This window comes from Treponema sp. (assembly GCF_024696245.1).
In the GTDB taxonomy this organism is placed as follows: domain Bacteria; phylum Spirochaetota; class Spirochaetia; order Treponematales; family Treponemataceae; genus Treponema_D.
Genome location: NZ_JAILGZ010000153.1, coordinates 23,010 through 48,992, shown reverse-complemented (window position 1 = coordinate 48,992; position 25,983 = coordinate 23,010). Strand labels below are relative to the sequence as shown.

Here is a 25,983-nt window from a genome sequence, read left to right as displayed (position 1 = left end):
AATGAAAGCAAAAAAACTTTCCCTTGTTGCAATGATCGGAGCTACTGTCTGGATTGCAGTACTTACAATCTTAAAATCTTGCAAAATTATTGATATTACAATTAAGGACATTGTGGAGTCTGCAGCCGCAATGGTTGCAATATGGTGCCCGACTTATGTGTCACTCTGGCTTGATAAAATCAAGCTTATTAGATTCGGAGATAATGGAGATGTGGAAAAATGTTAAAGCGTTTATTGCTGGCATTGTTGCTGGCGTTCTGTCTGTCCTTGGATTTATCCTCGGAAGAAAAATATTTTGTAACAGAAGGACAACTTCTGGAAATGGAGAATCTCTTAGCACAGCAGAGACAGAAGCTGAAAGAACAGCTGAATGTAATAGAGCAGCAGGAGACATCAATCAGGAACTTACAGAGCTCACTGAAAGAAACGCAGATATACTTGAAAGAATCAGAGAACAAAAACTTTCAAAATAAAGTTCTGTTTGGGATTGGTGGGTTCTTAGTTGGTGCAGGTGCAGGAGTTCTTCTTGCCTATTTTTCTAACTGAGGAATTTGACATAAATCAAAAGCCTTTTTATAATTACGTTTAATCGCTTCAATTGTGAAAATTTTGGAATCCTTCTAAGCAGAGGGTCGCCTGTTCGAGCCAGGCAAGTGTCATAGAGAACACCTTGAGTCATTGATTCAGGGTGTTTTTTTATGCCTCTATCTCTGAAAGTTCAGGGAGATTCCAGATGGTGAAGGGAAAAATGTCTTATTGAGTTTAATTCCTATTCCCTTTATACTTTTGATTCTGAAAAAACATGGAGTATTATGATGAATGAAGTAACACGTGTTTTCCTTAAAGCAAAGGAAGAAGTAGAAATTTCTCAGGGGTTTCCCTGGGTTTATGATAATGAAATTAACTCAGTAAAATATTTTGATTTTGATGCCAGGGCTGTTAAAACCTCGTCATTAAAGGACTGTAAGGTAAAGGATGGTAGTGTTGTAGAGGTATATGCCTCGGCCGGTGGATTTTTAGGTTCAGGAGTTATTAACCGCACATCTAAAATTACTGTACGCATGATTGGCGGTGACCATGCAGATAAAATAATGGAAAATCCAGCAGAATACTGGAAGAAAAAGGTTCTGGATGCCCTTAATATCCGCAGGATTAATTTTGATGAAAGCGACAGCTACAGGCTTATTTTTGGTGAAGCAGATTTAATTCCGGGACTTATAGTTGAGCGCTTTTATACAGAAGGAAAAGTTTACCTTGTAGTACAGTTTCTTGCCCTTGCATGTGAAGTGTTTAGAAAAGAATTGCTTGATGCCCTTGAAGAAGGGGTAAAACCATATGCGATTTACGAAAGAAGTGATGCTTCCATCCGCCAGAAAGAAGGTCTTGAAGAAAAAGCAGGCTGGATAGGAAGGGCTGGCAGTGAAGTTATTAAGATTCAGGAAAACGGAATCTTCCTTGAAGTTGATATTGCCAGAGGACAAAAAACAGGTTATTTCCTTGATCAGAAATTCAATCGTAGGGAGGCTGCCCGTTACTGTAAGGGAAAGAAAGTCCTTGATACCTTTACCCACACAGGAGCTTTTGGTCTTAATGCCTTTAAGGCCGGTGCAAGGGAAGTTACCAGTGTTGACATTTCCCAGGAAGCTGTTGATATGGTTAACCGTAATATTACTCTTAATGATGCCGGTAAAAAAATGAAAGCTGTATGTGCAGATGTATTTGACCTGCTTAAAGAGTATGAAGCTTCCGGCGAGAAATTTGATGTAATCATTCTTGATCCTCCTGCCTTTACTAAGAGTGCAAAACTTATTCAGAAAGCTTACGGTGGATATAAAGAAATTAACCTCAGGGCCATGAGGCTTTTGAATGAAGGTGGAATTTTAATTACCTGTTCCTGTTCTCATTATTTTGATGAAAATAATTTTTACAACATGGTAATGCATGCTGCGAAAGACAGTCATAAGAAAGTTCAGATTTTACAGAAAAGAGGGGCTGCTCCAGATCATCCTGTTCTTGCAGGCTATCCTAAAAGCGAATACCTTAAGTGTGCCATATGCAGGGTTCTGTAAACTGTGTTGTCCTTCTTGGACCAACTGCCGTAGGAAAAACTTCTCTTGCCGTAAAACTGGCGGATTATTTTAACTGGGAAATTATTTCTGCAGATTGCCGTCAGGTTTATAAAGGGCTTGATTTAGGAAGCGGAAAGGATCTTTCTGAATATTCAATTGTAAAAAAAGATTGTCAGGGCAGGGACTATAAAAAAGAAATCCCTTATCATCTTATAGATGTAACGACTCTGGACAGCGAATACAATGTATTTAATTTTCAGAGGGATTTTTATAATCTTTTCCGTAAGCTTAATTCAGAAAAAAAAATGGCCTTTGTCTGCGGTGGAACCGGTATGTATGTGGATTCCATAATAAGGGGCTATGATTTTGTTCCTGTAGAAGAAAATAAGGAATTAAGGGCAGAACTTGAAAAAAAATCAATTGAAGAACTGGGACAGATTCTTCTTTCTTTAAAACCTGATCTGCATAATAAAAGTGATCTTTTAATAAGGGAAAGAATTGTAAGGGCTATTGAAATAGAAACTTTTATGAGAAGCCCTGAATGTGCTGAGCTTAGAAAAGAATTACCTGCCAGACCTGACCTTAATATCTTAGTTATTGGAACAAGTCTTGAACGTCCTGTAATGAGGCAGAATATTAAAATCCGCCTTCAGCAGCGTATGGACTCCGGTATGATTGATGAAGTTCAAGGTCTGCACCAGAAGGGTTACTCCTGGGAACGTCTTGATAAGTTAGGTCTTGAATACCGCTATATAAGTGATTATTTACAGGGTAAAATATCTTCAGTAGAAGAAATGACTGAAAGCCTTTACCATGCTATCTGTCAGTTTGCAAAAAGACAGGAGACCTGGTTCAGGGGAATGGAAAAGAAGGGCGTTACCATAAACTGGCTCCCGAAAGACCCTGATAAAGAAATCAGGTTTGGTAAGGCCCTTGAAATCCTTGGCAAAGCAGGAATATCCTGATTTTTGCTTATGCTCCCAGGGCTACTTCTTCAGGATTGGCTATTTTTTCAATATAGCCGGTCCTGAGGCAGCTTTCAAATAAAGCTTTGGAAATAAAATCATTTGTAATTTCATTATAGCCGTCTTTGTCACGTACAATACGTACTGCGTAGCCTTCTTCAGTTTCACGAATAATTGTCATGTAGTCAGTTGATTTGCCGATGCTCTTTAATGTGTAATTTTCCATTTGCATACTCCTTAAAACATGTTACTTTAATTGTCGGAGAATAAAAAAAATTGTTTAGACATTTATTTTTTGACGCTCATTTTCATCTTATTCCTTCTCTTGAAGCAGGACCTGTTAATCTGCCGGAAAATTATATTTATTCAGGAATGACCTGTGCCCATAGCAGGGATGAGTTTATCCTTCAACATGAAAAGGCAGAAAAACTCTCTTCTCCTTCATTTAAAATATATGAGGCTTTTGGCCTTCATCCCCAGAATCCTCTTTCTGTAAATCTGGGTTTTCTTGAGGAACTTCTTGCTGCAAATCAAATAAGGGCAGTGGGAGAGTGCGGTTTTGATTTTTATTCGGAAGAATACCGGAGGACAGAAAGGGAACAGCATTCTTCTTTTTCTTCCTGTCTTGAACTGGCCGTTAAATATCAACGTCCTATGGTGATTCATGACAGAAAGGCTTTAGAGGCTCTTTTTTATTATAAAAAGCTGCTGGCAAAATTACCTTCCTGTATTTTTCATGGTTTTGCTTTTGGAATAAATGAAGCTTTGTCCCTGATAAATAACGGGATAAATGCTTATTTTTCTTTTGGAAAAAATCTTTTAAGGGGCAGTCGTAAAAATGCAGAATGCCTTTTACAGCTGGATAAAAAAAGGATTCTCCTTGAGACAGATGCCCCTTTTATGACATTAAAAAAGCAGGCTTTTACTCCTGTCACTGATATAAGTGAAGTTTATAAAAAGGCTGGTGAGATTTTAGAGCTTAAGGAAGAAGAACTTTGCTGTCTTATAAAAAATAATTTTAATCAGGCCTATTTTTTAAGTACATCAACAACATGAGATGATGCACCTAAAAGTTCCGGCCGGAGACAGTTTTTTTTCTGATATTCAATAAAGGTATGGAAGGTTTTGTCATCCATGGCATTCAGTTCTTTTCTCATAAAATCTGAAGGTCCGTCTGGAGAAAAAATCATCAGCCTTTCAAGTTCTGCCTGCCGGTAAAGTTTTTCTATCTGGGAAAGGGAAACATAACTGTAAAGTTCATTTTCATCATCCCGGCATACAAAGTCAGAAGAAATACTGCCTTTTTCCATACATTCAATTATATTTGCCTGAATAAAACCATAAGTCAGTACGGCGTATTCATTAAGAAGATGGGCGCATAATATGATGCCGCCTTTTTTTGTGATTCTTTTTGCTTCTAAAAGTGCTTTAAGCTTTTCTTCTCCGTGAAGATGGTAAAGGGGACCAAACATCAGGGTTACATCAAATTTTTCGTCTTCCAGAAAAGATAGATTTCTTGCATCTCCCTGCCAGCATTTAACTTTTTCATGCTTTGCCAGAATCTTGTCCAGATTGCGCTTAACAAGTTCAACTGCCGTTACATCATAGCCCTGACGGCTTAATTCTATGCTGTATCTTCCTGTTCCTGCTCCAATATCTGCAATCCGGGGATTAATGCCTTCCTTTTTTAGTAAAGAAAGAAGCTGATTGAGATTGTGCATGGTAACCTGAAATTCAACCTGACCATGACGGGTTGTAAGCCTGTGGTCTTCGTTAAATTTGTTGTAGTATTTTTCAAGTGAGGTCATCGGAGTTACCTTGTTACTGTAATTTTTTTACTGCAGCCTTTAATGCTTCTACAGTTTCTTTATGGCAGTTTATAAAAAGGCTGTTAAGTTCTTCTGTGGAGCCTTCTTTCTTTTTGCGGAGAATATCTTCGAGATCCTGTCCGATGGAACTTAATTTTTTTGCTGCCAGCTGCCTTGCTGCTCCCTTATAATAGTGGACATAAGAGGCTGCTTTAAGGCTGTCTTCTTTTTCCAGGGAAATAAGTTTTTCCATTGATGGTGGATTGTCGTCAATAAAAGCCCTGGCAAGTTCAATAAAAAACTCTGCCTCTCCACCTGCGTATTCAAGTCCTGCATCTATATCAAGTATTTCCATCATGATACAAGTGTAGTACAAGACTGGAAAAGTTGCTATAATTATTTTTATGCAAAAACTAAGACTTTATGTTGTTATAAACATGGCTTTAAGCTGTGTTTTTTCTTTACTTTGTTTTCCTTTACATGCTGATGTTTCCCTGACTGCTCTTCCTTTGTCACTTCTTTTTACAGGTTTACTTTATATTTTTTCATATAAAAAGCTTATTAAGGATTGTAATCCTGCCATGATAAATGTGGTAAGAAGGTTTTTTCAGTACCAGCCTTTTGTTTTTATTACTGCATTTGTACTTTTAAGGGCAGGAAATCATGCTGTTCCTTTAGTTCAGGATTACCTTTCTGCTATTGTATGGACAGCCCTTACAGTTCTTTCTTTTATGGTACTTTTTTTGATTTCAGATAAAAGGGTATGGAAGTTAGATTCATCCTGGGCCCAGTATCATGAAGAACATCCGGATGTAAAACCTGCAGGAATAAGGCGTATTGGTTTTGAGATTCTTGAATGGATTGATGCCCTTATTCAGGCTGTATTTACAATTGTCCTTATTAATATATTTCTCTTTCAGTTATATGAAATACCTTCAGAAAGTATGGTTCCGGCTTTTCTTGTAAAGGACAGGGTTATAGTTTTTAAAACTCTTGCTGGTCCAAAATTTCCTTTAAGCAGGGCAGGGCTTCCTCATATTGAAAGTTATGACAGGGGAGATATTGTTGTTTTCAGAAATCCCCATTATTCAGACGACCGTAAAAGTGAAGTTAAGACATTTTTGAGCCAGTTTGTGTATATGTGCACCCTTACCCTGGTAAATATTAATACTGATGAAAACGGAGACCTGAAGGCTGATCCTCTGGTAAAAAGAGTTACAGGGATTCCTGGTGAACAGCTTATGCTGGTTGATGGTGAACTTTATACAAGAAAAAAGGGCGAAAGCTTTAAAGCTTCAGGGGATTCTTCCTATGCCTGCTGGAATGTAACAGCAGACAAGTCTCTTTATAATATAAATAGCGGTAAATTAAAAATAGAAAAGTTTCCTGTTTCGGGAATTACTAAAAATGACCTTGCAACTTCAGGTATAAGTCTTTCTGATGCCGTAGAAATAGAGAATTCCCTTATGCTTATGACTGAAGAAGTTGAGTCAATGAGGAAAAAGCTTGATCTGGAAAGTGCCGCCCTTGAATGTATGAGCCTTTCCCGTCAGTTTGCTCAGCATGCAAAGGGAGGGGATACAGATAAGGATATAAAAGACCTTATTCCTTCTGAAGAGCTTTTGATTAATACTTTCTTTGATAATTCAAGTTTATCCAGCCTTGTAATAAAACTAAGGCAGATAGAAGGGGGCAGTGCCTGGTTTGATGAATATATGAACAACTGGCATAAAGACCTTACTTCCCTTCATACATATAAGGAAACTGATGAGGAAGGGAATCTTATTCTTGAGGGACCTTCTTTAATTGGCGAAAACCTTTATACAGATTCTCTTCTTCGCCTTAATGTTATGGTTAAACTTACTACAGGAAGAATAATGCTTGCCCGCCTTGACGGTAATGTAAGTGTCCTTACGGAAAATATGAGGGTTCTGGAGAAGCTTTGTAATTATATAGTAAGGATGGATCAGAGAAATATGGGGCTTTTCCCGGCTGATGATAGGGAAGGTCATCATTCCTATATACCGGAAAACTGTTATTTTATGATGGGTGATAACAGATACAATTCCCTTGATATGAGGCACAGTTATGAAATTACAGAAAAAGCCCTTACTGAATATGATGATTATTCCATCCGCTATTGTTCAAACCTCAGTCCTCAGTATGTAAGCCGTAATAAGATTCTTGGAAAAGCAAGTTTCAGGTTCTGGCCTCTGAACAGAATAGGCTTTCCTGGAAAATCCCTGCGGAAATAAATAATTTATAAAGGTTGAAAATAATTCTTTAGATAATAAACAGGCCCCTGAAAGTAAACAAACTTTACTTTCAGGGGCCTGTTTTTTGCTTAATTACTTAAGTATCTTTTTTATGCATTTCTTCCGTGGCAGTTCTTGTATTTTTTACCGCTGCCACATGGACAAGGATCATTTCTTCCAACTTTTGGAAGGCTTCTCATAACTGTAACACTCTGTCCCTGTCTGCCTGATTTCATTGCACCATTAGAAGCCTGAGTTCTTGCATCACGGGCATTAAATGCATTCTGTGGTGAAATTGCTGACTGAGCTTCCTTGTGTTCTGCATTCATGTTCTGAATGGTTTTTGGAGCCTGTCTCTGAACTCCTGCCGGCTGAATCTGTACCTTTACCTTAAAGATCCTGCTTGTAACTGAATCACGAATATTATCAAGCATTGCATCAAACTGATTAAAGCCATCAATTTTGTATTCAGTAAGAGGGTTTTTGCTTCCGTATGAACGAAGGTGTACGGCTTCCCTGAGGGAATCAAGGTATTCAAGCTGGTCAAGCCACTGTTTATCAATACGCTGAACATACTGATAGCGGATAAACATGTTAAGGTTAGGTTTTCCAACCAGCATTTCTTTCTGTGTAATATCGTTCTGAAGGGCTGCAACAACTCTTTCTTCTGTAAGGTCACCCTCTGTAAGTTCAAGCCCAAAGGTGTTCTTAATGTTTTCTGCAAGGGTTCTTTCTGCAGAACCATCTTTTGAAGACCTGCTTTCTGCATCATAAATGTCAAAGATTTCTGAAACCTTATCCCTGGCATTGTTCATTACTCTTGTGCTAAGGTCATCATCAAGAAGAAGTTCATCCCTCTGTTCGTAAATAAATGAACGCTGCTTGTTAAGTACGTCATCGTAGTCAAGAAGGTTCTTACGGATTTCAAAGTTACGTTCTTCTACCTTATGCTGGGCACGGGCAATTGATTTGTTAAGCCATGGGTGGTTAATCGGCTCATCTGCCTGCATACCGATGCCTGCCATGATTTTCTTCATGCGTTCACCACCGAAAAGTCTCATAAGGTCGTCGTCCATAGAAATGTAGAATTTACTTCTTCCAGGGTCACCCTGACGTCCTGAACGTCCCCTGAGCTGGTTATCAATACGGCGGGATTCATGGCGTTCTGAACCGATTACATAAAGTCCACCAAGGTTCTTTACTTCTTCATAGTCCTTAAGCCATTGTTCTTTTTCTATTGCAAGTGCTGCATCAAATTCTTCCTGGCTGGCTTCTGTACCTGCACGTTTTCTGGCCCTCATTTCCGGAGAACCGCCAAGCTTAATGTCTGTACCACGACCTGCCATGTTTGTTGCAACTGTAACGGCACCTTTTGCACCGGCTTCTGCAATAATAAGGGCTTCACGGGCGTGATTCTTTGCATTAAGTACTTCATGACGGATACCCTTTCTTGTAAGAAGGGCAGAAAGATGTTCTGATTTTTCTACGGAAATTGTACCGACAAGAACTGGCTGTCCTTTTTTATGGGCTTCATCAATTTCTTTTACGATGGCATTCCACTTTGCGTCTTCATTAAGGTAAACTTCATCGTTTTCGTCTATACGGGCAACAGGTTTGTTTGTTGGAATTGCAACAACGTCAAGTTCATAAATCCTGCTGAATTCAACTGCTTCTGTCTGAGCTGTACCGGTCATTCCGGAAAGTTTGTCATACATGCGGAAGAAGTTCTGGAAGGTAATGGTTGCAAGGGTTCTGTTGCGCTGGGCAATCTTAAGGCCTTCTTTTGCTTCTATAGCCTGGTGAAGTCCGTCACCGTAGCGTCTTCCTTCAAGAATACGGCCTGTAAATTCATCTACAATCTGAACCTGTCCGTCACGAACTACATAGTCAACGTCTTCATGATAAAGGACGTGAGCACGGAGGGCCTGGGTAAAGTAATGTACGTATTCAAAGTTTTCTTCATCAAATACACTGGTATTTTCTGCAATAAGTTTATGACTGTGAAGAATGTCATTGATTTTGTTCATACCCTTGTCTGTAAAGGAAATACGCTTTGATTTTTCATCAATCTTGTAATCTCCCTTAAGGGCAGCCCTTTCTTCCGGCAGCATCTGAACTTCATCAGGGTAATCCTTTGTTTTAGGATCCTTTTCCATTTCTTCAAACTGGTCTACATATTTATCTACTTCGTGATATTTATATGTATCATCTTCACCCTGTCCTGAAATAATAAGAGGAGTACGGGCTTCGTCGATAAGGATTGAGTCGATTTCGTCTACGATACAGAAGTTAAAGCCCCTCTGTACTTTACGGCTGGCATCTACCTGCATATTGTCACGAAGGTAGTCAAAACCAAGTTCGTTATTTGTTCCGTAAGTAAGGTCACAGTTATAGGCAGCTTTTCTTGCTTCGTAATCCATATTGCTGAGGATACAGCCTACAGTCTGACCTAAAAAGCGGTAAACACGACCCATCCACTGGCTGTCGCGTTCAGCAAGGTAATCGTTGACAGTTACTATATGAACACCTTTACCACTAAGGGAATTAAGGTATGCGGCACAAACACACATAAGTGTCTTACCTTCACCGGTTTTCATTTCTGTAATGCGGCCTGAATTAAGTACAAGAGAACCCATAAGCTGACATGGATATGCCCTTTCACCAAGTACACGGCGGGCTGCTTCCCTTGCCAGTGCAAATGCATCTACAAGAATATCATCAAGGGTTTCACCTTTTGCAAGACGATCTTTAAATACCTGAGTCTGCTTAGGAAAGTCTTCATCTGTAAAAGCTTTAGCCCAGCTTTCTCTTTCTTCAATTTTTGCAACTACCGGTCTGAGTGCTTTAACGTCACGTTCATTCTGTGAACCGAAAATCAGTGTAAGTAACTTATCAAACATAATGAGAAAATATACTCGATTTTGCTTTAATTGACAATATAAATAGGTTTCTTTATTCTTATTTATATGCAGTTAAAAAACCATGCAGTAATATTTGCACTTGTCCTCTCTTCAACACTCCTTTCCTGCAACAGGGAAAAGGTTGTAGAAAACGTTCCTAAAGAGGAACTTTTTAGTCTTAACTATGGCAATTTTGAAGATGAGATAAATCTTTTTTCACTTTCTGATGTAGGCGAAATAAATACCAGTCTTGTAATGCATGAAGGTTTCTTTTACATAGCTAATGGAGAAGCCGGTAAGATAATGAAGATGAACAGTTACGGGGATCTTCTTACCCTTTATTTTAATGAGGAAACAAATCCTGTTCCTTCAGTAGAAGCAGGGGCTGACTATGGCAATGCTACAAGAAAATCCATTTCCTATCCCTTTAACAGTATTTCTTCAATTGCAGTTGACTCAAAGCAGTATCTTTATGTTGTAGACAGACTTCCTCCTGAAAGGGTAGAAACAGATGCTTCTACAAAAGAAGTTTTAAGCCAGGTTGTCCTTCGCTTTGATGAAGAGGGAAATTTTCTTGACTATTTTGGACAGCAGGGAAGAGGTGCCCTTCCTTTTGCCTATGTAAGGAATATTTATGTAACCAATCACAGGGAACTGGTTGTAATATGCAAATCAGATGACAGTGAAATCGGAGAAACGGTTTACTGGTTCTCTGCAGAAGGATTTCTTGTAAAAAAGCTTCAGATAAATAATAAAAATGTTCCGGACCCTCTTGCAGCAGACGGAGTTGAATCCTTTGTTGCCGTAAACAATATTGTTCCCGGTTATAAAGACCGAATGCTTTATATCAGCATAAACTATTATAAGAACTATATTGATGAAGCCAGCCGCGTACAGTCGGGAATTGAATATGTTTCTACTTATCTTTATTCCCTGGATGTAGAAAGCGGTATTTTTGGCGACGGAATTGAAGTTCCAAGTGATTTTTATGAAGTCAGCGGGGATTATTCCAAAAGGGAATTTAAGGTTCCTTATGAATTTATGGGTGTTACTGTCAATGGCTGGGCTTTTTACGTAAACAGTGTGGAGCAGGGCCTGAATATTCAGATGGTTCAGCTGAACGGACAGCATATTCTTAAGAGAATGCTTAATTTTGACAGATATAAGAGTCTCTTTTATGCCCTTGATTTAAGTCAGACAGGTGTTATTTCTGCTTTAATCGGCAATAAGGAAAAGACAACTTTCTGCTGGTGGAGGACAGATTCCCTTATAAAGGCAGCAATTAAAAACTGATTGGCGGAGAGCTGATGGAAAGAGACAGAGATTATGATGTTCAGGAAACTTCAGAAGATATAGTTTTTCATTATAAAAGGGGTTCTTTCAGGAAAAATGAAAGTCCTCAGGTAAGGGATCTGGCTACAGGAAAAACTGTAATGTGCAGGGGGCTTTTTAGATCCCTGGTATCTACAAGGGGCAACCGCTTTATGTTTATTGCCCTGGTTTTTATGTTTGCTGTCAGCGGAATTATCTGGTTCTTTAATTCTTCCCCGGAATCAGGCAGCCTTAAGGATTTTAACCTTAACCTTACAGCTTTTTCCTTTAACGAAGATATTCTTGTCAGGCTGGAAGTAGAAGCCGGAAAAAATGCCAGTGTTAAAAAAGATCAGGACATTACTGTATATTTTGAAGCCGTTAATGCAGAGGGTGGCCTTCAGGATAAGGGAAAAGTTGATTTTACCTATATGGCTGAAGGAGAAAAAAGCCAGTTTGCTACTTTTACCTTTAAGGACTATGACATAGCTCTTGTAAAAAGCAGGGTTGAATATGATGATAAGAGTGTTACTGTAGAATGTAAGGTTATGCGCTGAATGAAATACCGGTTATTGACAAGTTTATATTTTTTATTGCATACTTTTAAAAGCACAACGACGTGAATATCAGGTTTATATCTGGTGTTTTCGTCGTTTTTTTTTAAATTTTTTATGGAGGTGAGCCGTGTACGAAGAAGATGAGTTTCATATTGTTTCTGTTCAGCCCTATGTAATTTTTAAGACTGGACAACTTTATCGTCATGTTACGGACTGCATCGGTATCACTTATTTTTATTCATTTAAGACCGGGAGTGAAGACCTTCAGATTCCCATGCTGGCAGACGGCTGCAGTGACATGCTTTTTATTTATGACGACACTTCCTTTTCCCTTAAGGTTTTGTATAGTCCTGGTGAATTAAAGACTCTTGAATTTAAAAAGGGCTGTGACTGTTTTGGTGTAAGGTTTATGCCTGGTGAAAATCCCTGTCTGGATTATTCTACCGGAGAAAAACTTGAATCTTCTCCTCTTTTAAAGCGGCTTGAAGCAGTAATGCCCTGCGAAACAACTTTTATTCCCCGCATGTGCAGTTTTCTTGAAGAATACAGGGCTTATTTTAATAAAGATGTTTCTTCCCAGAAAAAACTTTTCCGTCAGATAATCAGGCTGATAGCAAAAAAAAGAGGAATCCTCAAAATCAGCGAGCTGGAAGTTCTTACCGGTTATTCAGCCCGTTATATTAATCATATTTTTGAAAATCAGGCCGGTATAAGTGCAAAACAGTTTTGTAAATGTGTAAAAATGCATCTGATTCTTCAGGCTCTAAGTGAAGGAAGGACTACTTCTTTTTCAAAGCTGTCTTCTGAATTTAAATTTTACGATCAGGCTCACTTTATTCACGAATTTAAGGAGTTTACAGGCAAGACTCCGGGGGACTTCGTTGATGCCGTAGAAGAAGCTATGTATTCTTCAAGTATCGTAGATGTATAGCATTTAATTGACTTCAAAGGTAATAACAATTAAAATGAGACTATGTTTGATGAAAAAGATATAGCTCAGTTTGAAATAGAAGAAGAAGATTTTGATACAGTAATGGCATCTGACATTACTTTTAACGGCCGCATTCGTTTCTCCAAGCCTTTTATGATTAAAGGAAAAGTTACAGGTTCAATAGATGCAAGCAGCAATCTGCTTATTGATTCCATGGCAGAAGTTAATGCTGATATTACAGCAGACAGAATTCTTATCAGGGGAAAGGTTAAGGGAAATATTTCCGGCAATTCCCTTGTTTATGTTACTTCTACAGGATCTGTTGATGGTGATATTACATCTGCTCAGGTTGTTCTTGAACCAGGCAGCCAGTTTTCCGGAAAATGCATGATGTCTTCAAATCAGGGGCTTTAATATGAAAAGTATTACTAAAAAGTTTACATTGATTCTTATTTTCTTTTTTACACTTTCCATGACTTTTGCAGAAAAAGCAGATGCCCTTAAACTTTACAATGAAGGAAAGTACAAGGATGCAATTACAGTTTGTGAAGCAGAAATAGCTGTAAGTCCAAACAATATGAATTCCTGGGTTGTATTATGCTGGGCTCTTGTTGCAAACAGACAGTATGCAGAAGCAGAACTTCGTTCTACAGAAGCCCGCCGTATAAATAATTATGACCTTCGTATTATTGAAGTTCAGGCTGAATCAAAATATTACACTGGAAAATATAATGAAGCCCTTGTTCTTTTTCAGCGCTATGTAGCAACTGTTCAGGAAAACGGAAATAACCGTCTTGGCCGTGCCTATTATTTTATGGGTGAGATTTATATTAAACAGGAAAAATATCAGCATGCAGATATTGCCTTTACTACAGCCGTTCATATAGAGGAACTGAGGGACTTGTGGTGGGGTAAGCTGGGCTATGCCAGGGAAAAGACTGGTGACTGGAAAAATGCAATTGCAGCATATGATAAGGCTCTTCAGCTTAATCCTTACCAGCAGATAGCAGTTGATGGAAAGGCCCGCTGTAAATCACATGTCAACTAAACAGATTCATTTTGAAACTCTTGGATGTCGTTTAAATCAGGATGAAAGTGAAGGTGCGGCCCGTGCTTTTTTTAAGGAAGGCTACCAGTGCACCATGGAAGCTGTTACATCTTCTTTTGAATGTAATTCAGAGACTTTACTTTGCATAATCAATACCTGTACAGTAACCAATAAAGCTGAACAGAAGGCCCGCCGCATTATCCGCATGTGCCTTGATAAGTTTCCATACAGTACTGTCTGCGTAACAGGCTGCTATGCTGAGCTTGACGGTAATAGTATTAAGGCTATTTGTCCTGAACGTATATCAATCATTCCGGGAACAAAAAAATATCTTCTCAATGAAATAGCTTCTGGTCTTAAAGATTTTTTGACTGCAGACGGAAACAAAACTGACACAAAAAAGCTTGATGATTTTATAAAAAGAGGCAGTGTTTTTTATGATAAGGCAGCTGTAAAAACAGGAGTGCCACTTCTTGCACCTGAGAATAAAGCTGTAAAAAATTCCCTGCCACTTCCTATGGCCTTTACTTTATATACACCTGTTTTTGAAAAACACAGCAGGGCTTCCCTTAAGATTCAGGATGGCTGTAATAACAGCTGTACTTTCTGCCGTATACATTTTGCCAGGGGAAAAGCAATTTCTCTTGGAATAGAAGAAGTTCTTAACAGGGTAAAGGAACTTGAAGCTTCCGGAAAAGAAGAAGTAGTACTTACTGGTGTAAATTTAAGCCAGTATGCAGGAGACTTTTTTGAGGAAGAGAAAGTTGTTAGGAAGAATTTTGCCTTTATGCTTGATTATGTAATCAAAAATACAAAATCCATAAAGTTCAGGATTTCTTCTTTTTATCCTCAGTCTGTTACTAGTGAATTGTGTCAGGTTCTTGCCAGTGACAGGGTTCAGCCATTTTTTCATTTAAGTGTTCAAAGCGGAAGTGATTCTGTTCTCTCTGCAATGAAGAGACCTTATGGTCATGATGATGTACTTACAGCAGTTAAAAGAATTCGCAGTGTAAAAAAAGACTGCTTTATAAGCTGTGATATTATTGCAGGTTTTCCTGGTGAAAGTGACAGTGATTTTGAAGAAACTGTCAGGCTTTGTAAGGAATGCTCTTTTTCATGGATGCATGTTTTTCCTTTTAGTCCCCGTCCAGGAACAGAAGCAGCCCGGATGAAAAATCAGATTACTCAGAATATAAAGACTCAGAGGGCGGCTATACTTGGTGATATAGCTGTTGCTTCAAAAATTGCCTATATAAAATCAATGGAAGGTAAAAGCTTTAATGCTGTTGTAGAAAACTCCCGTGCCCTCAGGCTTATGAAAGATAATAATCAGGACGGAGAAAAAATATATCATGCCGTTACTGATAATTTTATTCATGTTGAATTTAAAAGTGAAAAATATTTTGAAAGCTCAGGCATTGTAAGGGTAAAGATAAACAGTGTTCTTGAAGAGAATATCAGGAAGGGAAAAGAAATAGAAGCTTCTGCCAGCCTGATATAAAAGTTTTGAGTTATAAAGAAAGCCTCTGCCGGTAAGACAGAGGCTTTCTTTTTGTATAATTTTTTCTGATGATAATCAGCTTTCTGATGTAATTTCTTTGTAGAAATTAGTCAGATCATTACGATTGTCTTTTGTGTAGGCAATGGCTGTACGAGGATGCTGGTTAAGGATACCTGTAAGAAGGTACTGCCAGTCGTAACCCCATTTACAGCTTTCTTTAAGGTCTGTCATCTGTTCTTCAAGGAATTTAATAACAGGATAAATGTTAAACTTAGGATTTTTAAGGAAGCCTATAAGGTTTTCCATTGAACAGTTTCCTGCTCCACGTCCCATAGAAGCATAGGTGGCATCAAGATAGTTTACACCGTCACCACAACATTCAATTGTATTTGCAAAGGCAAGTTTTTGATTGTCATGGGCATGAATACCAACCTGTTTGGAATATTTTGCAGCTACGTTAAGGAATATATCTGCAAGGCGGGCCATCTGTTCAGGACAAATCGAACCATAGCTGTCTACAATGTAAAGAACATCAGCCGGTGATTTACCAATAGTGTCCAGGGCAACTTTAAGGTCTGATTCCTGTACATTGGAAATTGCCATAATATTACAGCTGACTTCGTATCCCTTGTTTTTTGCATCTTCAATCATTTCTATTGCTGCAGGAATCTGGTGAAGATAGCAGGCTACCCGTATAAGATCGATAGGACTGTCTGACTTTTTTAAGATATCATTTTTAAAATCACATCTGCCGGCATCTGCCATAACTGCAATTTTAAGGGGAGTGTCATTGTCTCCTGTAATTGCACGGATGTCTTCGTCATTACAGAACTTCCATTTTCCGAATTTATTTACGTCAAAAAGTTCTTTTGAAGCCTTATAGCCGAATTCCATATAATCAACGCCGGCTTTTACGTTTGTCTGATAAAGTTCCTTTACAAAGTCATCTGTAAAATAAAAATCGTTTACAAGTCCTCCGTCACGAAGGGTTGCATCTACAACTTTAATTTCTGGACGAAAGCCCATAAGTTTGGAAAGTTCTTTTTCCATAATATTCCCCAGTTAAAAAAAAATCTGCAGAATACTAGCATTTTATATAGGCTTTGACAATACTATTAATAGAAACATCGTGTCTGGTGATTTTTAAATCGGTTTTTACATAAAAAAAAACGCCCTGTCCTAAAACAGAGCGTTTATTCAGCTTAATCAGAAAATTAGAAGCTTCCTGCTACTGCAACTGCACATGCTACTGTACATGTATTCAAAGGCTGTTTCACAGCCTTTGAAACACGAGTTTCCATTTGCTCACATAGTTCGCATTTTGCTACGCAAAACCATGAAAACTCGCACGGCTGCCCTGTAGCATGTGCCTATAAAAAAAGAGCTCCGTTTATTCACGGAGCTCTTTTAATCATTCAAGATAGAACTAGAAACTTCCGGCTACTGCAACTGCACATGCTACTGTACAGCCTACCATAGGGTTGTTTCCCATTCCCATAAAGCCCATCATTTCTACGTGAGCTGGTACTGAAGAAGAACCTGCAAACTGAGCATCAGAGTGCATGCGTCCAAGAGTATCAGTAAATCCGTAAGAAGCTGGACCTGCAGCCATGTTATCTGGATGAAGTGTACGGCCTGTACCACCACCAGAAGCTACAGAGAAGTATTTTTTACCCTGAAGAAGGCGTTCCTTCTTGTATGTTCCTGCAACTGGGTGCTGGAAACGAGTAGGGTTAGTAGAGTTACCTGTAATAGAAACATCAACATCTTCGTGCCACATGATTGCAACACCTTCACGAACATCGTCAGCACCGTAGCACTTAACGATAAGACGATCTGGGTTTGAACCGTATGGAACTTCCTTTACAACTGTAAGGGCCTTGTCTGTTCCTTCACCGTTGAAGTAGTCAAACTTAGTCTGTACATATGTAAATCCGTTAATGCGGCTGATGATCTGAGCTGCATCTTTTCCGAGACCGTTAAGGATAACGCGGAGCTTGTTCTTGCGAACTTTGTTTGCATTTGCTGCGATTTTAATAGCACCTTCTGCTGCTGCAAAAGATTCATGTCCTGCAAGGAATGCAAAGCACTGTGTTTCTTCTGAAAGAAGACGTGCACCAAGGTTTCCGTGTCCAAGACCAACTTTACGGTCATCTGCTACAGAACCTGGAAGACAGAAAGCCTGAAGTCCTTTTCCGATGTTAGCAGCTGCTGTTGAACCTGTCTTGTCTCCTGTTTTTTCTGCTTCTTTAATAGCAATTGCAGAACCAAGAACGTAAGCCCATTTAGCATCTTCAAAACAAATCTGCTGTGTTGACTGACAGATTTCATATGGATCAAAACCACGTGCCTTACAAAGATCACGTGCTTCGTTTAATCCCTTTTCTCCTTCTGAGAAACCATATTCTTTAAGAGCCTTATTCACCTGAGGAATGCGGCCTTCAAAATCTTCAAATAAAGTTGCCATAATTTATATTCCCCCTGAATTACTCTTTACGTGGATCGATAAGACGAACCATACCCTGATCTGCAGTTACGCGACCATAGTGTGTGCGTGCACCTTCGATAGCTTCCTGAGCTGGTTTACCAGCTTTAAGAGCGTCCATAAGTTTACCGAAGTTGATACAGTTATAACCGATAATCTGGTTATCCTTGTCTACTGCACATGTTTCTACGTAACCTTCTGTCATTTCAAGATAACGTGGACCAGTTTTGCGTGTAGCAAACATAGTTCCAACCTGTGAACGAAGGTTCTTTCCAAGATCTTCAAGAGATGCACCAACTTTAAGACCGTTCTTTGAATATGCTGACTGTGTACGTCCATAAACGATCTGCATGAAAAGTTCGCGCATAGCTGTGTTGATTGCGTCACAAACAAGGTCTGTGTTTAATGCTTCAAGAAGAGTTTTTCCGATAAGGATTTCTGAAGCCATAGCAGCTGAGTGAGTCATACCAGAGCATCCGATTGTTTCAACAAGTGCTTCTTCAATGATGCCGTCTTTTACATTAAGTGAAAGTTTGCATGCGCCCTGCTGTGGTGCACACCAGCCGATACCGTGAGTGAATCCTGAAACGTCTTCAATCTTTTTAACCTGAACCCATTCGCCTTCTTCAGGAATAGGAGCTGGTCCATGATATGCGCCTTTTGCTAAAGGACACATATGTTCTACTTCTGCAGTGTAGATCATTTCTTTACCTCGAAAAAAAGATATGATTAAAATTGCCTTCTTGAGAATACCTTTCAATAAGGCTAGAAGAGTATACCATTATGGGAGAGCTAATTCAATATAATATAAGGAGTTAGCAATAGTTAATATTTATAAGCTGTTGCTAACTTTATCAGGAGTAGTCTATTCTGTTTTCTTGATGCCAATAAGGGTAAGGTCATCATACTGAGGATCTTCAAGGACACCTTTATAAAGGATGCTTGTTGTATCATTTTCAAGTTCCTGAAGGGCTGAGCAGTAGGTTGAATATTCATTAAAGTGTTCCCTGAGGAAGTTATCAATATTTTTATCTACCTTTACATGGTCAGTTGCCTTAGGATTTTCTTTTTTGTACATGCGGAAGGTTTTTTCTACGGAAACCAGGGCCATAATGGCATCTTCTGCACTTCCTGTACAGGTAGAAAAGTCAAAGTGAAGTTCTTCATCCTTATTAAGGTTATGCTTTTTAAGGGTATACCTGCCTTTTGCATAAACTGCTTCAATTATCTCAGTAACCCTTTCTGCAGACAGTTCTTCGCTTGTCTCTTCTGCTTCCGGATTATTAGTATCAGAAGGTATAATCTGGTCCTTTTCATTTCTGAAGTTTCTTTTTGCTTCTTCAATACCGTCAGTATAGAGGAAAAGAACATCATCTTTTTTAAGCTTTAATTTTGAAACCTGATAACCGCCTTTCATTTCTATAAGGTCAGTACTGAACATACCTGCAGCTGGAGTTTCCTGAAGGGTAATGGTCTTCTTTCTTTTTTCACTGCTGTCATAAATCTGTATAAGATTGTCACCTGCATTACAGAACCAGCATTCACCACTACTGGTATTCATGATACAAAGGGTAAAGGCTGCAAATCTTCCCTTAAAGCCACGGGATTCAAGAAGATCATTTATCTGACCTACAACAGGAGCCAGGTTTGTACCCTGGGCTGGATTTTTCATGTCCCATTTCTGAAAGTAGTTAAGGAATAAGGTTGCAACTTCTACCATAATAAGGGCTGCCGGAACTCCATGACCTGAAACGTCACATTTAATAATTGCATAATGATTCTGATCCAGCTGCTTGTAGTCAAAATAGTCACCGCTTAAGTCATCTGCACCATTGTAGAAACTAAAGAATTCTGCACCCTTTGCCTTAAGTTTTCCTGTAGAAAGGGTTGCCCCATTTTCGTTGCTTTCAAGAGGAATAAATTTTGTCTGAATGTCTTTACCAAGGGTAAGGTTTTTTGACTGAACTGCAGCTTCTGCCAGACCTTGTGTCATTTCATTAACAGTGTCACCTAAAAGTCCAATCTCGTCTTTTGTCTTAATATTAATATTTTTTCCTGCGAGCTGGGTTTTATCTTCTGTATCCCTGATCATGGCAACATGAGAAGAAAGTTCAAGAATTGGTTTTGTAATTCTTGTAGAAAGAATATAGGTACTTATAAATGCAATTGCGATAGCTATTATAAGAAGGAGAAGGCCTGCCTGAAAGATAATATGTCTCTGTCTGTTTATGCTGTCAAGAAGCTGGTCTGTTGAAACTTCAATGAGAATGGCTCCATGAACAAAGTTGTTGTTATTTTCCTGTCTGTAAAGAATAGGTCTGTAGAAAATATAGGATGAGTTGGATTCATCAATGTTTTCTGTATTGAATTCAGGCCAGCTGCCGGTTGATTTGTTGGAAATATTGTCCAGTATACCGTTGAGTTTAAGGAGAAGCTGGTTTTTCTGAATCTGAATTTCTGAACGTCTCCATGAGCTTTGTTCGTCAATTTTTCCTGCCAGGGAATAGGATTCAGTTACGAGGTTTTTAATCTGTTCATTTATGTTTCCTGACTGGCTGTCAATTTCAAGATTAAGATTCATCATTTCTGAAAGGATTTCATTTAATTCCGGATCCTTAAGACGGCTGCTTCCGTTTTCAAGCTGACCGTTATCAATCTTTGAATTGATTTCTTCATCATTTGTTGCCCAGACTATGTTCAGGTTTTCTCCGTTTTCATCATTTGAGTAACCTGTCATTGTTGCATATTTTGCTTCTGAAAGGGCATTAACCTGGTTTGTTATATCTGAAAGATCTGAGATGGAAAGCTGGTCATCCTTTCTTGCCAGAGGAAGGTAAACTTTTGCACCTCTTGATAATGAATCCAGCATAACTGTTGCACGCTGGGACAAACTTTCACTTAATATCTTTTTCTGGGAACCAATCATGTAGATTCCGATAACTACAAAAATAAAGATATCCATTATGGCAATAAGAAGGGTTGTATTGAGTATGAGCTTTGATTTAAGGCTTTTTCCCTTGTGTGCAAAAGTAACTGCTTTTAATTTTTTCTCTTCCGGCATAATATCTCCTTCTAAAAGTGCATAAACTTCTGCCTTTATTTTGATGGTTTCTTTAAGTGTATTTATAAGGCCTGTAAGACAGACTGCAAACCATATTGCAGCCAGCAGGGCTATTACTGATACAAGAAGTTTTACAGCATTTATTCCCCTGGCATTAAGCTGCCTTACGGCTTTCCATAGAGGCTTGAATATATGAGCAATTTTATTTTTTATAGTTCCATTTTCTTCAATAACAATTTCTTTTCCGCTGGCAAAATATAAACCACGGTCTGAATGGAGAAGCCCAACTTTATAATTTCCGCTTTTCAGATTACTGAGTTCTATATCAGTGATTTTATAATTGGAAAGAATTTTATAATCTTTGTTATCAAGTTTAAGAATATAATCGTAAGGTTTCTGTCCGTCTGTATCCAGATATATTTCCTTTATGGTGCCGTCGTAGGTAAATCCGCTTCCTGAAATTTCAATTTTAGTATCTCCGAATTCACTTGTGTAGCATTTAATATCTGAAATTAAAGTATAAGGATTGTATTTGTTTAAGGTAAAATAAATCTGATCGCTTTCCTGAGAAATATTTAAACTTGTGTCTACTGCCGTAACAGAAAGAATATAAAGTCCGTTTCTTAAGTTATTGAATTCAACCTGAGGAAGTGTTGCGTTAATACTTCCAGAGGGTATTATTTTTGTATCAAGGGCTTCTTCGTTTTTATCCAGAAGATTTGAAACAAGCTCCTTTTTTAATTCCTGACCGGCCCTTGAAGGATGATATCTGTTGTCCGTTAAAAGCTGAGGAATATCGTCAATTTTTTTAAGAGTCCAGATGTAACCTGCAATATCAGAATCAACTGGTTCCTCCCAGTTTACAGTAAAGGTGTTTGATTCCAGCAGGCCTTCTTCTGTTTCTTCCGGTTCATTTATCCTGACCTGTCCGGGAGCCTGGGTATCAAGATAATAGGTCAGAACGGAAGATGGAGACCAGTTGCCGGCATAATCACATTCCCTGACTTTTATATACCATAAACCATCTTTTGGTAATTGAGCTTCTATTTTTTTTACGGAAGGATCACTGTTAATTACAGCAGGTGCTTCTTCATTTTTGTTTTGAGTAACAATCCAGGATGCACCTTTTATACCCGAAGGATCGGATGCATGCTGAATTGTAAAAGTTATTCTATTTGAATTATTTCTCTGACCATCCTTAAAATCATAGGGAGCTATAAAGGGCTGGGCTGCACTATGGTCCCATGTAAGGATTTGAATAGATGTGCTTTTGCTTTTTGACAGATATTTTTCCCAGGCAAATCCCAGCTGTTTTCCGGAATCAGAAATTACAGGGCAGGGTGAGGCTGAACTTGATTCAGAAATTATTTCGTTTTCTGACCAGAGGTTTCCGTTTTTCTGGGTAAAGTAAACCTGTCTGTTTTCTGTTTGATTAGTAAACCATATAAGGCCCGGCTGGTTTTTAAAAGTAAAAAGCACAGGTTTTGAACAGAATCCTGTGGAACTCATTTTTTGAACTCCACCTGTTATTTTTCCTTCTTCGTTAAGGTTTGCAGTATAAATGTCTGCATTTGAATAGCCCGAAGATGAACGTTCCCAGGCAAGAATAAAGCGGCCCTGGTCATAAACAAGGGAAGGTGACTGATTTGAAAAACTGTAAAAATCTTCTCTTGTATCTTCAAATGAATCTTTACCTGTTACAAGTTGTGGAAGAGACCAGCTGGAAGCTCCATTTTTACTTACAGAAGAATAGATCTGCAATGAAATAAGATTGTCATGATGGTACTGAACCATAAAGACAAGAAGGTCTGATTTTTTTCCGGAAGCAAGTACTGGTACAAGAGGATTTCCTATACCCTGAACCTGACTTACCGGAGTAAAGTCCTTTAATTCAGTCCACTTGATTCCATCTTTTGAAGTGGCATATTTAATTATAAAGCTGGCAGATGAATTTATTGTGTCTGAAGCACTTGCAAAAAGAATAAAGGAACCATTTGCCAGAGTATATAATCTTGGTGCTGACAGACTTGAAGTGCTGCTGATACTGGTGCTTTTATAAGTCAGAAAAGCATTGTCAGAAGAAAGAATATCTATCTTGTGTTCTCCAGTAAGAACTGCACAAAGCTCTTTTGATTTTGATGCAGTAGAAGAGTATATCAGTGTAGGAATCCCTGTGTATGTAAGTCCCTGGATAAGGGCCTTTTTTTCTGACCACTGGTAGCCGTTTTTAGAAGTACGGATATAAATATTTATTTCTGATTTTTTGCTGTCTGCTTCCTGCCATAAAATTACGGAATCTGATTTATCTGTGGAAGGAATTGACTGAGGATAAAAACAGTCTTTGTCTGAATAAGAGAAGGGTTGTGGAGTTTCAAAATAATAGGAAGCTGCAAAAGGAATGTTTTGTGAGAAAAGTATTAATGCTGCAGCAAGAGTTTTAAAAAATCTATTCATTTAGTTTTCTCTCGATATTTTCCTTAAGCTTTAATATTTTTGCAGATCTTCCATTGGATGAATTTTCCAGCAGCTTATTTATTTTTATTCTGGCATCAGGAAGGTTTCCGTTCTGATAATCTTTAAGTGCCTTCTGATAAAGTTCTTCATCTGATGCAGAAAGAATAACTGCAGGTTTTTCTCCCTTACGTCTGGCGATTTCATCAAGTACGGTTATGGCTTTTCCGTCATCAGAGTTAAGGGCTATTGCCTGATTTGCAAGACTCCTTGCATGTTCAAGAAGAATTTCATCCCTGCCTGCCTGATTTAAAGCTTCCTGCGCCTGGGAGGAAAGTTCTGCAGCTTTTTTTATCTGACTGGTATCTGCCGGTCTTTGTCTGAATCCAAGAGTATATTCTGCTTCCGTAATAATTTTCTTTAGTCCCGGATAGTCAGGGTTGATTTCGTAAAGATCAAGTAAATCACTATAAGCCTGACGGGAGCTTGTATCAGAAGATTTTACTTCCTGTTTAAGTTTTTTAATTTTTTCCGGGAAGGAGGCATCAAAGCTTTCTTTATCTGTAAGCTGGTCAATTTTAAGTCTTAAAAGACCTGCATCCTTGTTACGGGGATAATAATTTTTTACAAGCTGAATTTTTTCTTCTGCTGCAGACAGATAAGCTTTTGCTTTTTCTTTTTCTCCCTGATTAAAAAGTTTTTCTCCCTGATTAAAATTTTTTTGTGCTTCAGAAAGGTTGTATAAGATTTCCGGAGCCTTTGAATCATATCTGGAAATTTCCCTTCCTTCTTTAATTGCAATTGCAGTGTTTACAAAGTCCTTTAAGCGTTCAAGTTCTGGATCAAGTTCAAGTTCAAAGTCCATCATCTTTGCCCATAGTCTTCTTTTTTCTTCTGCCTGAGTAAGGATAAAGCCTGCATTTTCAAAGTTTCCTGCATCGTAGGAACGTCTTGCATCTATTTTATATTTTCGCTGTTCTACAACGAATACTGATTTTTCACCTTCGATTATTTCCTGCTTTAATTGAGTAAGTTTAAGGTATATTTCGTTTCTAAGTTCACAGTCATTTTTTAATTCTGATTCAAGTTCCATGTAAAGGTTTACTGCTTTCTGATGCTGGTTAAAGGCCTGTATGTAATCCTTTCTCTGATAGAGAGCCTGGGCTTTCTGATAGGCAATTTCTACAGTATTAACTGCGATTTTTGATTTAAGATATTTTTCTTCTGCTTCGCTGTTAATTTTATTTAATTCTTTTTCCAGACCTTCAATTCTTTTAATTGAATCTTCTATTAACTTTTGTTCGTTTATAAAGTTTGTTCTGTAACCATATCCTGCATTAAGTTTTTCAATTCCATCCATTAAAATCTTTTTGTCTGAGTTAAAAAGAATAAGGGCATTTTTACATTCTGTAATGCATTTTCCAGCAAATTTTTCCAGGGCATTATCATCAAGATATGAAGAAAGTTTTTTTACAGTTCCCTGATTTTCTTCAGTAATCTGGCTTGCTGCCTGGGCATAGTATTTTGCACTTTCAATCCATAGTTTGATTGAAGAATTAACAGTTTCTTTTTCAATATTGCTGCAGGCCGAAATAATTGCAGAAACCAGTTTACTTGAAAAGTCTTTTTTATTTTTAATGGCATTAAGGCGGCTTATATTTTGAGAAGTCCTTATGGAAGAAGCTGCTTTACCAAGATCAAGAAGGGTTGCTGCATTATTTACAAGGGTAACGGAATAAAGGTCGTTGCCTGTTCTTAAAGCCTGTTTTATATCTTCCGGCCTTGATACGGAAACATTTGTTTTAACTGAAATAAGGGCTGCTGTTTCTGCAATGGTATTTACACTGGAAATGGAATTTTTTAAAAGAAGAAGCTCATTTTTATAGTTTTCGTCTTTTATGTTTATCAGTTCTGTTAATTCAGAAATCTCAATGCATTTATCCGCAAGTTTTTCTATATTTTTTCCGGCTGCCTTTACATTTTTTTCATCACTGCTGAATATGTTTTCCGGCAGAAAGGCATTGCTTATTATAAGGCTTTGTTCCAGAGTTTCTTTTTCTGCAGGTCCAAGGACTGTATTCAGTATGGCATAAAAGTTGCAGTCCATTACACCTGTAATTCCTGAGAAATTTACTTCCTTAATGCCCTTTATGGATTTTGCAAGATGTCTTACATAAACTGAGCGGTCGATTTTTTCTACTTCATCCCCTGCTGTATAAACCTGATTCCTGATGTATGCAAGACGGGTAAGTAAATCCCTTGTCTTTTGAATGTCAGCCTGCATAAGAGGATTTGTCATGTAAGCGTCAAGTTCCGGCAAAAGTTTTATGTAGTCCTGTATGTGATTTTTTATTTGTTCTATGTAAGGTCGACAGGCTTCTTTTGTTGAGTCTGAGGCATCTTCTTCAAGAATACCAAAAACGTCACTTTTATTTTTTTCTTTTTTAAGAAATTGGTTTATGGCAGAAGAATAATTGCCTTTTAATGCATCTGTAAGGGCTGCTGAATGAATTTCCTGAAAACGGGAAGGGTAAGACTTAAAATAATCGCTGGCATTGTTTTTATCAGACGCTGAAAAAGCTGCTAATTGAAGTGCAATGAGAATGAGTAAAAAAATGCTGATTTTTTTTAAACTTGCCAT

At 38.2% G+C, this 25,983-nt stretch carries 21 protein-coding genes; 12 read left to right on the top strand and 9 right to left on the bottom strand.

Translation table 11 applies throughout. From position 1 onward, the window contains the following. Position 1: 1 nt before the first annotated feature. The 4 genes from K6D58_RS11005 (at position 2) to miaA (ending at position 3,034) form a co-directional block, all read left to right on the top strand. On the top strand, positions 2-226 hold the full coding sequence (locus tag K6D58_RS11005) for a hypothetical protein (RefSeq protein WP_296830624.1): 225 nt from the start codon (positions 2-4) through the stop codon (positions 224-226). Beyond that, positions 210-473 carry a hypothetical protein gene (locus tag K6D58_RS11000; protein WP_296830622.1) on the top strand — a complete coding sequence of 88 codons (264 nt, stop codon included), beginning with the start codon at positions 210-212 and terminating at the stop codon, positions 471-473. The genes K6D58_RS11005 and K6D58_RS11000 overlap by 17 nt, the downstream gene beginning before the upstream one ends. 342 nt (positions 474-815) lie before the next feature. Beyond that, a complete protein-coding gene (locus K6D58_RS10995) occupies positions 816-2,069 on the top strand; it encodes a class I SAM-dependent rRNA methyltransferase (RefSeq protein ID WP_296830621.1) in 1,254 nt (417 codons plus the stop codon). Next, positions 2,054-3,034, top strand: a complete 981-nt coding sequence (miaA, locus tag K6D58_RS10990; protein ID WP_296830619.1) for a tRNA (adenosine(37)-N6)-dimethylallyltransferase MiaA — start codon at positions 2,054-2,056, stop codon at positions 3,032-3,034. Before K6D58_RS10995 ends, miaA begins: the two co-directional genes overlap by 16 nt. Positions 3,035-3,041: 7 nt before the next feature. On the opposite strand, the gene K6D58_RS10985 is transcribed toward miaA, so the two are convergent. Then, positions 3,042-3,260, bottom strand: a complete 219-nt coding sequence (locus K6D58_RS10985) for a hypothetical protein (protein WP_296830617.1) — start codon at positions 3,258-3,260, stop codon at positions 3,042-3,044. Positions 3,261-3,310: 50 nt separating this feature from the next. Between K6D58_RS10985 and K6D58_RS10980 the strand changes: the two genes are divergently transcribed. Continuing rightward, positions 3,311-4,090: a TatD family hydrolase gene (locus tag K6D58_RS10980; protein WP_296830615.1), complete on the top strand. Its 780-nt coding sequence runs from the start codon at positions 3,311-3,313 to the stop codon at positions 4,088-4,090. Here the strand turns inward: K6D58_RS10980 and K6D58_RS10975 are convergent. Together K6D58_RS10975 and K6D58_RS10970 are read right to left on the bottom strand one after the other, a co-directional pair. Next, on the bottom strand, positions 4,063-4,842 hold the full coding sequence (locus K6D58_RS10975) for a class I SAM-dependent methyltransferase (RefSeq protein WP_296830613.1): 780 nt from the start codon (positions 4,840-4,842) through the stop codon (positions 4,063-4,065). The two genes, K6D58_RS10980 and K6D58_RS10975, sit on opposite strands and share 28 nt — an antisense overlap. 13 nt (positions 4,843-4,855) lie before the next feature. Next, entirely contained in the window at positions 4,856-5,200 is a 345-nt protein-coding gene (locus K6D58_RS10970; protein ID WP_296830611.1) for an Hpt domain-containing protein, read from the bottom strand. A 46-nt stretch (positions 5,201-5,246) separates the two neighbouring features. Here K6D58_RS10970 and lepB point away from each other — a divergent pair, with 46 nt between their 5' ends. Beyond that, complete coding sequence (lepB, locus tag K6D58_RS10965; protein WP_296830609.1) at positions 5,247-7,097, top strand: signal peptidase I; 1,851 nt, start codon at positions 5,247-5,249, stop codon at positions 7,095-7,097. Between the two features lie 110 nt (positions 7,098-7,207). On the opposite strand, the gene secA is transcribed toward lepB, so the two are convergent. Further along, entirely contained in the window at positions 7,208-9,997 is a 2,790-nt protein-coding gene (secA, locus tag K6D58_RS10960) for a preprotein translocase subunit SecA (RefSeq protein WP_296830607.1), read from the bottom strand. A 66-nt stretch (positions 9,998-10,063) separates the two neighbouring features. On the opposite strand from secA, the gene K6D58_RS10955 reads away from it, so the two are divergent. The 6 genes from K6D58_RS10955 to mtaB all read left to right on the top strand — a co-directional run bounded on the left by K6D58_RS10955 (position 10,064) and on the right by mtaB (position 15,345). Further along, entirely contained in the window at positions 10,064-11,290 is a 1,227-nt protein-coding gene (locus tag K6D58_RS10955; protein WP_296830605.1) for an LIC_12708 family protein, read from the top strand. Positions 11,291-11,304: 14 nt separating this feature from the next. Then, positions 11,305-11,865, top strand: coding sequence for a hypothetical protein (locus K6D58_RS10950; protein WP_296830603.1), 561 nt, complete (start codon positions 11,305-11,307; stop codon positions 11,863-11,865). 127 nt (positions 11,866-11,992) lie between these two features. Beyond that, positions 11,993-12,796 (top strand): helix-turn-helix domain-containing protein, encoded by an 804-nt coding sequence (locus K6D58_RS10945; RefSeq protein ID WP_296830601.1) that lies wholly within the window; start codon positions 11,993-11,995, stop codon positions 12,794-12,796. A 42-nt stretch (positions 12,797-12,838) separates the two neighbouring features. After that, the gene (locus K6D58_RS10940; RefSeq protein WP_296830599.1) at positions 12,839-13,210 is read left to right on the top strand and encodes a bactofilin family protein; all 372 of its coding nucleotides are present in this window, start codon (positions 12,839-12,841) and stop codon (positions 13,208-13,210) included. Between the two features lies 1 nt (position 13,211). After that, positions 13,212-13,844, top strand: coding sequence for a tetratricopeptide repeat protein (locus tag K6D58_RS10935; RefSeq protein ID WP_296830598.1), 633 nt, complete (start codon positions 13,212-13,214; stop codon positions 13,842-13,844). Next, a complete protein-coding gene (gene mtaB / locus K6D58_RS10930; RefSeq protein WP_296830596.1) occupies positions 13,834-15,345 on the top strand; it encodes a tRNA (N(6)-L-threonylcarbamoyladenosine(37)-C(2))-methylthiotransferase MtaB in 1,512 nt (503 codons plus the stop codon). The genes K6D58_RS10935 and mtaB overlap by 11 nt, the downstream gene beginning before the upstream one ends. Before the next feature lie 75 nt (positions 15,346-15,420). On the opposite strand, the gene K6D58_RS10925 is transcribed toward mtaB, so the two are convergent. From K6D58_RS10925 to K6D58_RS10905, 5 genes are all read right to left on the bottom strand, one after another. Next, positions 15,421-16,395, bottom strand: coding sequence for an aldolase catalytic domain-containing protein (locus K6D58_RS10925; RefSeq protein WP_296830594.1), 975 nt, complete (start codon positions 16,393-16,395; stop codon positions 15,421-15,423). A gap of 376 nt (positions 16,396-16,771) precedes the next feature. Beyond that, positions 16,772-17,812, bottom strand: a complete 1,041-nt coding sequence (locus K6D58_RS10920) for a GGGtGRT protein (RefSeq protein WP_296830593.1) — start codon at positions 17,810-17,812, stop codon at positions 16,772-16,774. Positions 17,813-17,831: 19 nt separating this feature from the next. Continuing rightward, positions 17,832-18,533, bottom strand: a complete 702-nt coding sequence (locus K6D58_RS10915) for an iron-sulfur cluster assembly scaffold protein (protein ID WP_184651543.1) — start codon at positions 18,531-18,533, stop codon at positions 17,832-17,834. A gap of 162 nt (positions 18,534-18,695) precedes the next feature. Further along, positions 18,696-23,345, bottom strand: a complete 4,650-nt coding sequence (locus K6D58_RS10910) for a SpoIIE family protein phosphatase (protein WP_296830590.1) — start codon at positions 23,343-23,345, stop codon at positions 18,696-18,698. Then, positions 23,338-25,983 carry a hypothetical protein gene (locus tag K6D58_RS10905; protein ID WP_296830589.1) on the bottom strand — a complete coding sequence of 882 codons (2,646 nt, stop codon included), beginning with the start codon at positions 25,981-25,983 and terminating at the stop codon, positions 23,338-23,340. Before K6D58_RS10905 ends, K6D58_RS10910 begins: the two co-directional genes overlap by 8 nt.

Bases quoted from the DNA above. Each gene is read 5' to 3' on its own strand.
- K6D58_RS10905 (WP_296830589.1), bottom strand. From the start codon at position 25,983: ATGGCAAGTTTAAAAAAAATCAGCATTTTTTTACTCATTCTCATTGCA.
- lepB (WP_296830609.1), top strand. From the start codon at position 5,247: ATGCAAAAACTAAGACTTTATGTTGTTATAAACATGGCTTTAAGCTGT.
- K6D58_RS10910 (WP_296830590.1), bottom strand. From the start codon at position 23,345: ATGAATAGATTTTTTAAAACTCTTGCTGCAGCATTAATACTTTTCTCA.
- K6D58_RS10955 (WP_296830605.1), top strand. From the start codon at position 10,064: ATGCAGTTAAAAAACCATGCAGTAATATTTGCACTTGTCCTCTCTTCA.
- K6D58_RS10950 (WP_296830603.1), top strand. From the start codon at position 11,305: ATGGAAAGAGACAGAGATTATGATGTTCAGGAAACTTCAGAAGATATA.
- K6D58_RS10995 (WP_296830621.1), top strand. From the start codon at position 816: ATGAATGAAGTAACACGTGTTTTCCTTAAAGCAAAGGAAGAAGTAGAA.
- mtaB (WP_296830596.1), top strand. From the start codon at position 13,834: ATGTCAACTAAACAGATTCATTTTGAAACTCTTGGATGTCGTTTAAAT.
- K6D58_RS10985 (WP_296830617.1), bottom strand. From the start codon at position 3,260: ATGGAAAATTACACATTAAAGAGCATCGGCAAATCAACTGACTACATG.
- K6D58_RS11000 (WP_296830622.1), top strand. From the start codon at position 210: ATGTGGAAAAATGTTAAAGCGTTTATTGCTGGCATTGTTGCTGGCGTT.
- K6D58_RS10970 (WP_296830611.1), bottom strand. From the start codon at position 5,200: ATGATGGAAATACTTGATATAGATGCAGGACTTGAATACGCAGGTGGA.
- K6D58_RS10920 (WP_296830593.1), bottom strand. From the start codon at position 17,812: ATGGCAACTTTATTTGAAGATTTTGAAGGCCGCATTCCTCAGGTGAAT.
- K6D58_RS10940 (WP_296830599.1), top strand. From the start codon at position 12,839: ATGTTTGATGAAAAAGATATAGCTCAGTTTGAAATAGAAGAAGAAGAT.
- K6D58_RS10915 (WP_184651543.1), bottom strand. From the start codon at position 18,533: ATGATCTACACTGCAGAAGTAGAACATATGTGTCCTTTAGCAAAAGGC.
- K6D58_RS10935 (WP_296830598.1), top strand. From the start codon at position 13,212: ATGAAAAGTATTACTAAAAAGTTTACATTGATTCTTATTTTCTTTTTT.
- K6D58_RS10975 (WP_296830613.1), bottom strand. From the start codon at position 4,842: ATGACCTCACTTGAAAAATACTACAACAAATTTAACGAAGACCACAGG.
- secA (WP_296830607.1), bottom strand. From the start codon at position 9,997: ATGTTTGATAAGTTACTTACACTGATTTTCGGTTCACAGAATGAACGT.
- K6D58_RS11005 (WP_296830624.1), top strand. From the start codon at position 2: ATGAAAGCAAAAAAACTTTCCCTTGTTGCAATGATCGGAGCTACTGTC.
- miaA (WP_296830619.1), top strand. From the start codon at position 2,054: ATGCAGGGTTCTGTAAACTGTGTTGTCCTTCTTGGACCAACTGCCGTA.
- K6D58_RS10925 (WP_296830594.1), bottom strand. From the start codon at position 16,395: ATGGAAAAAGAACTTTCCAAACTTATGGGCTTTCGTCCAGAAATTAAA.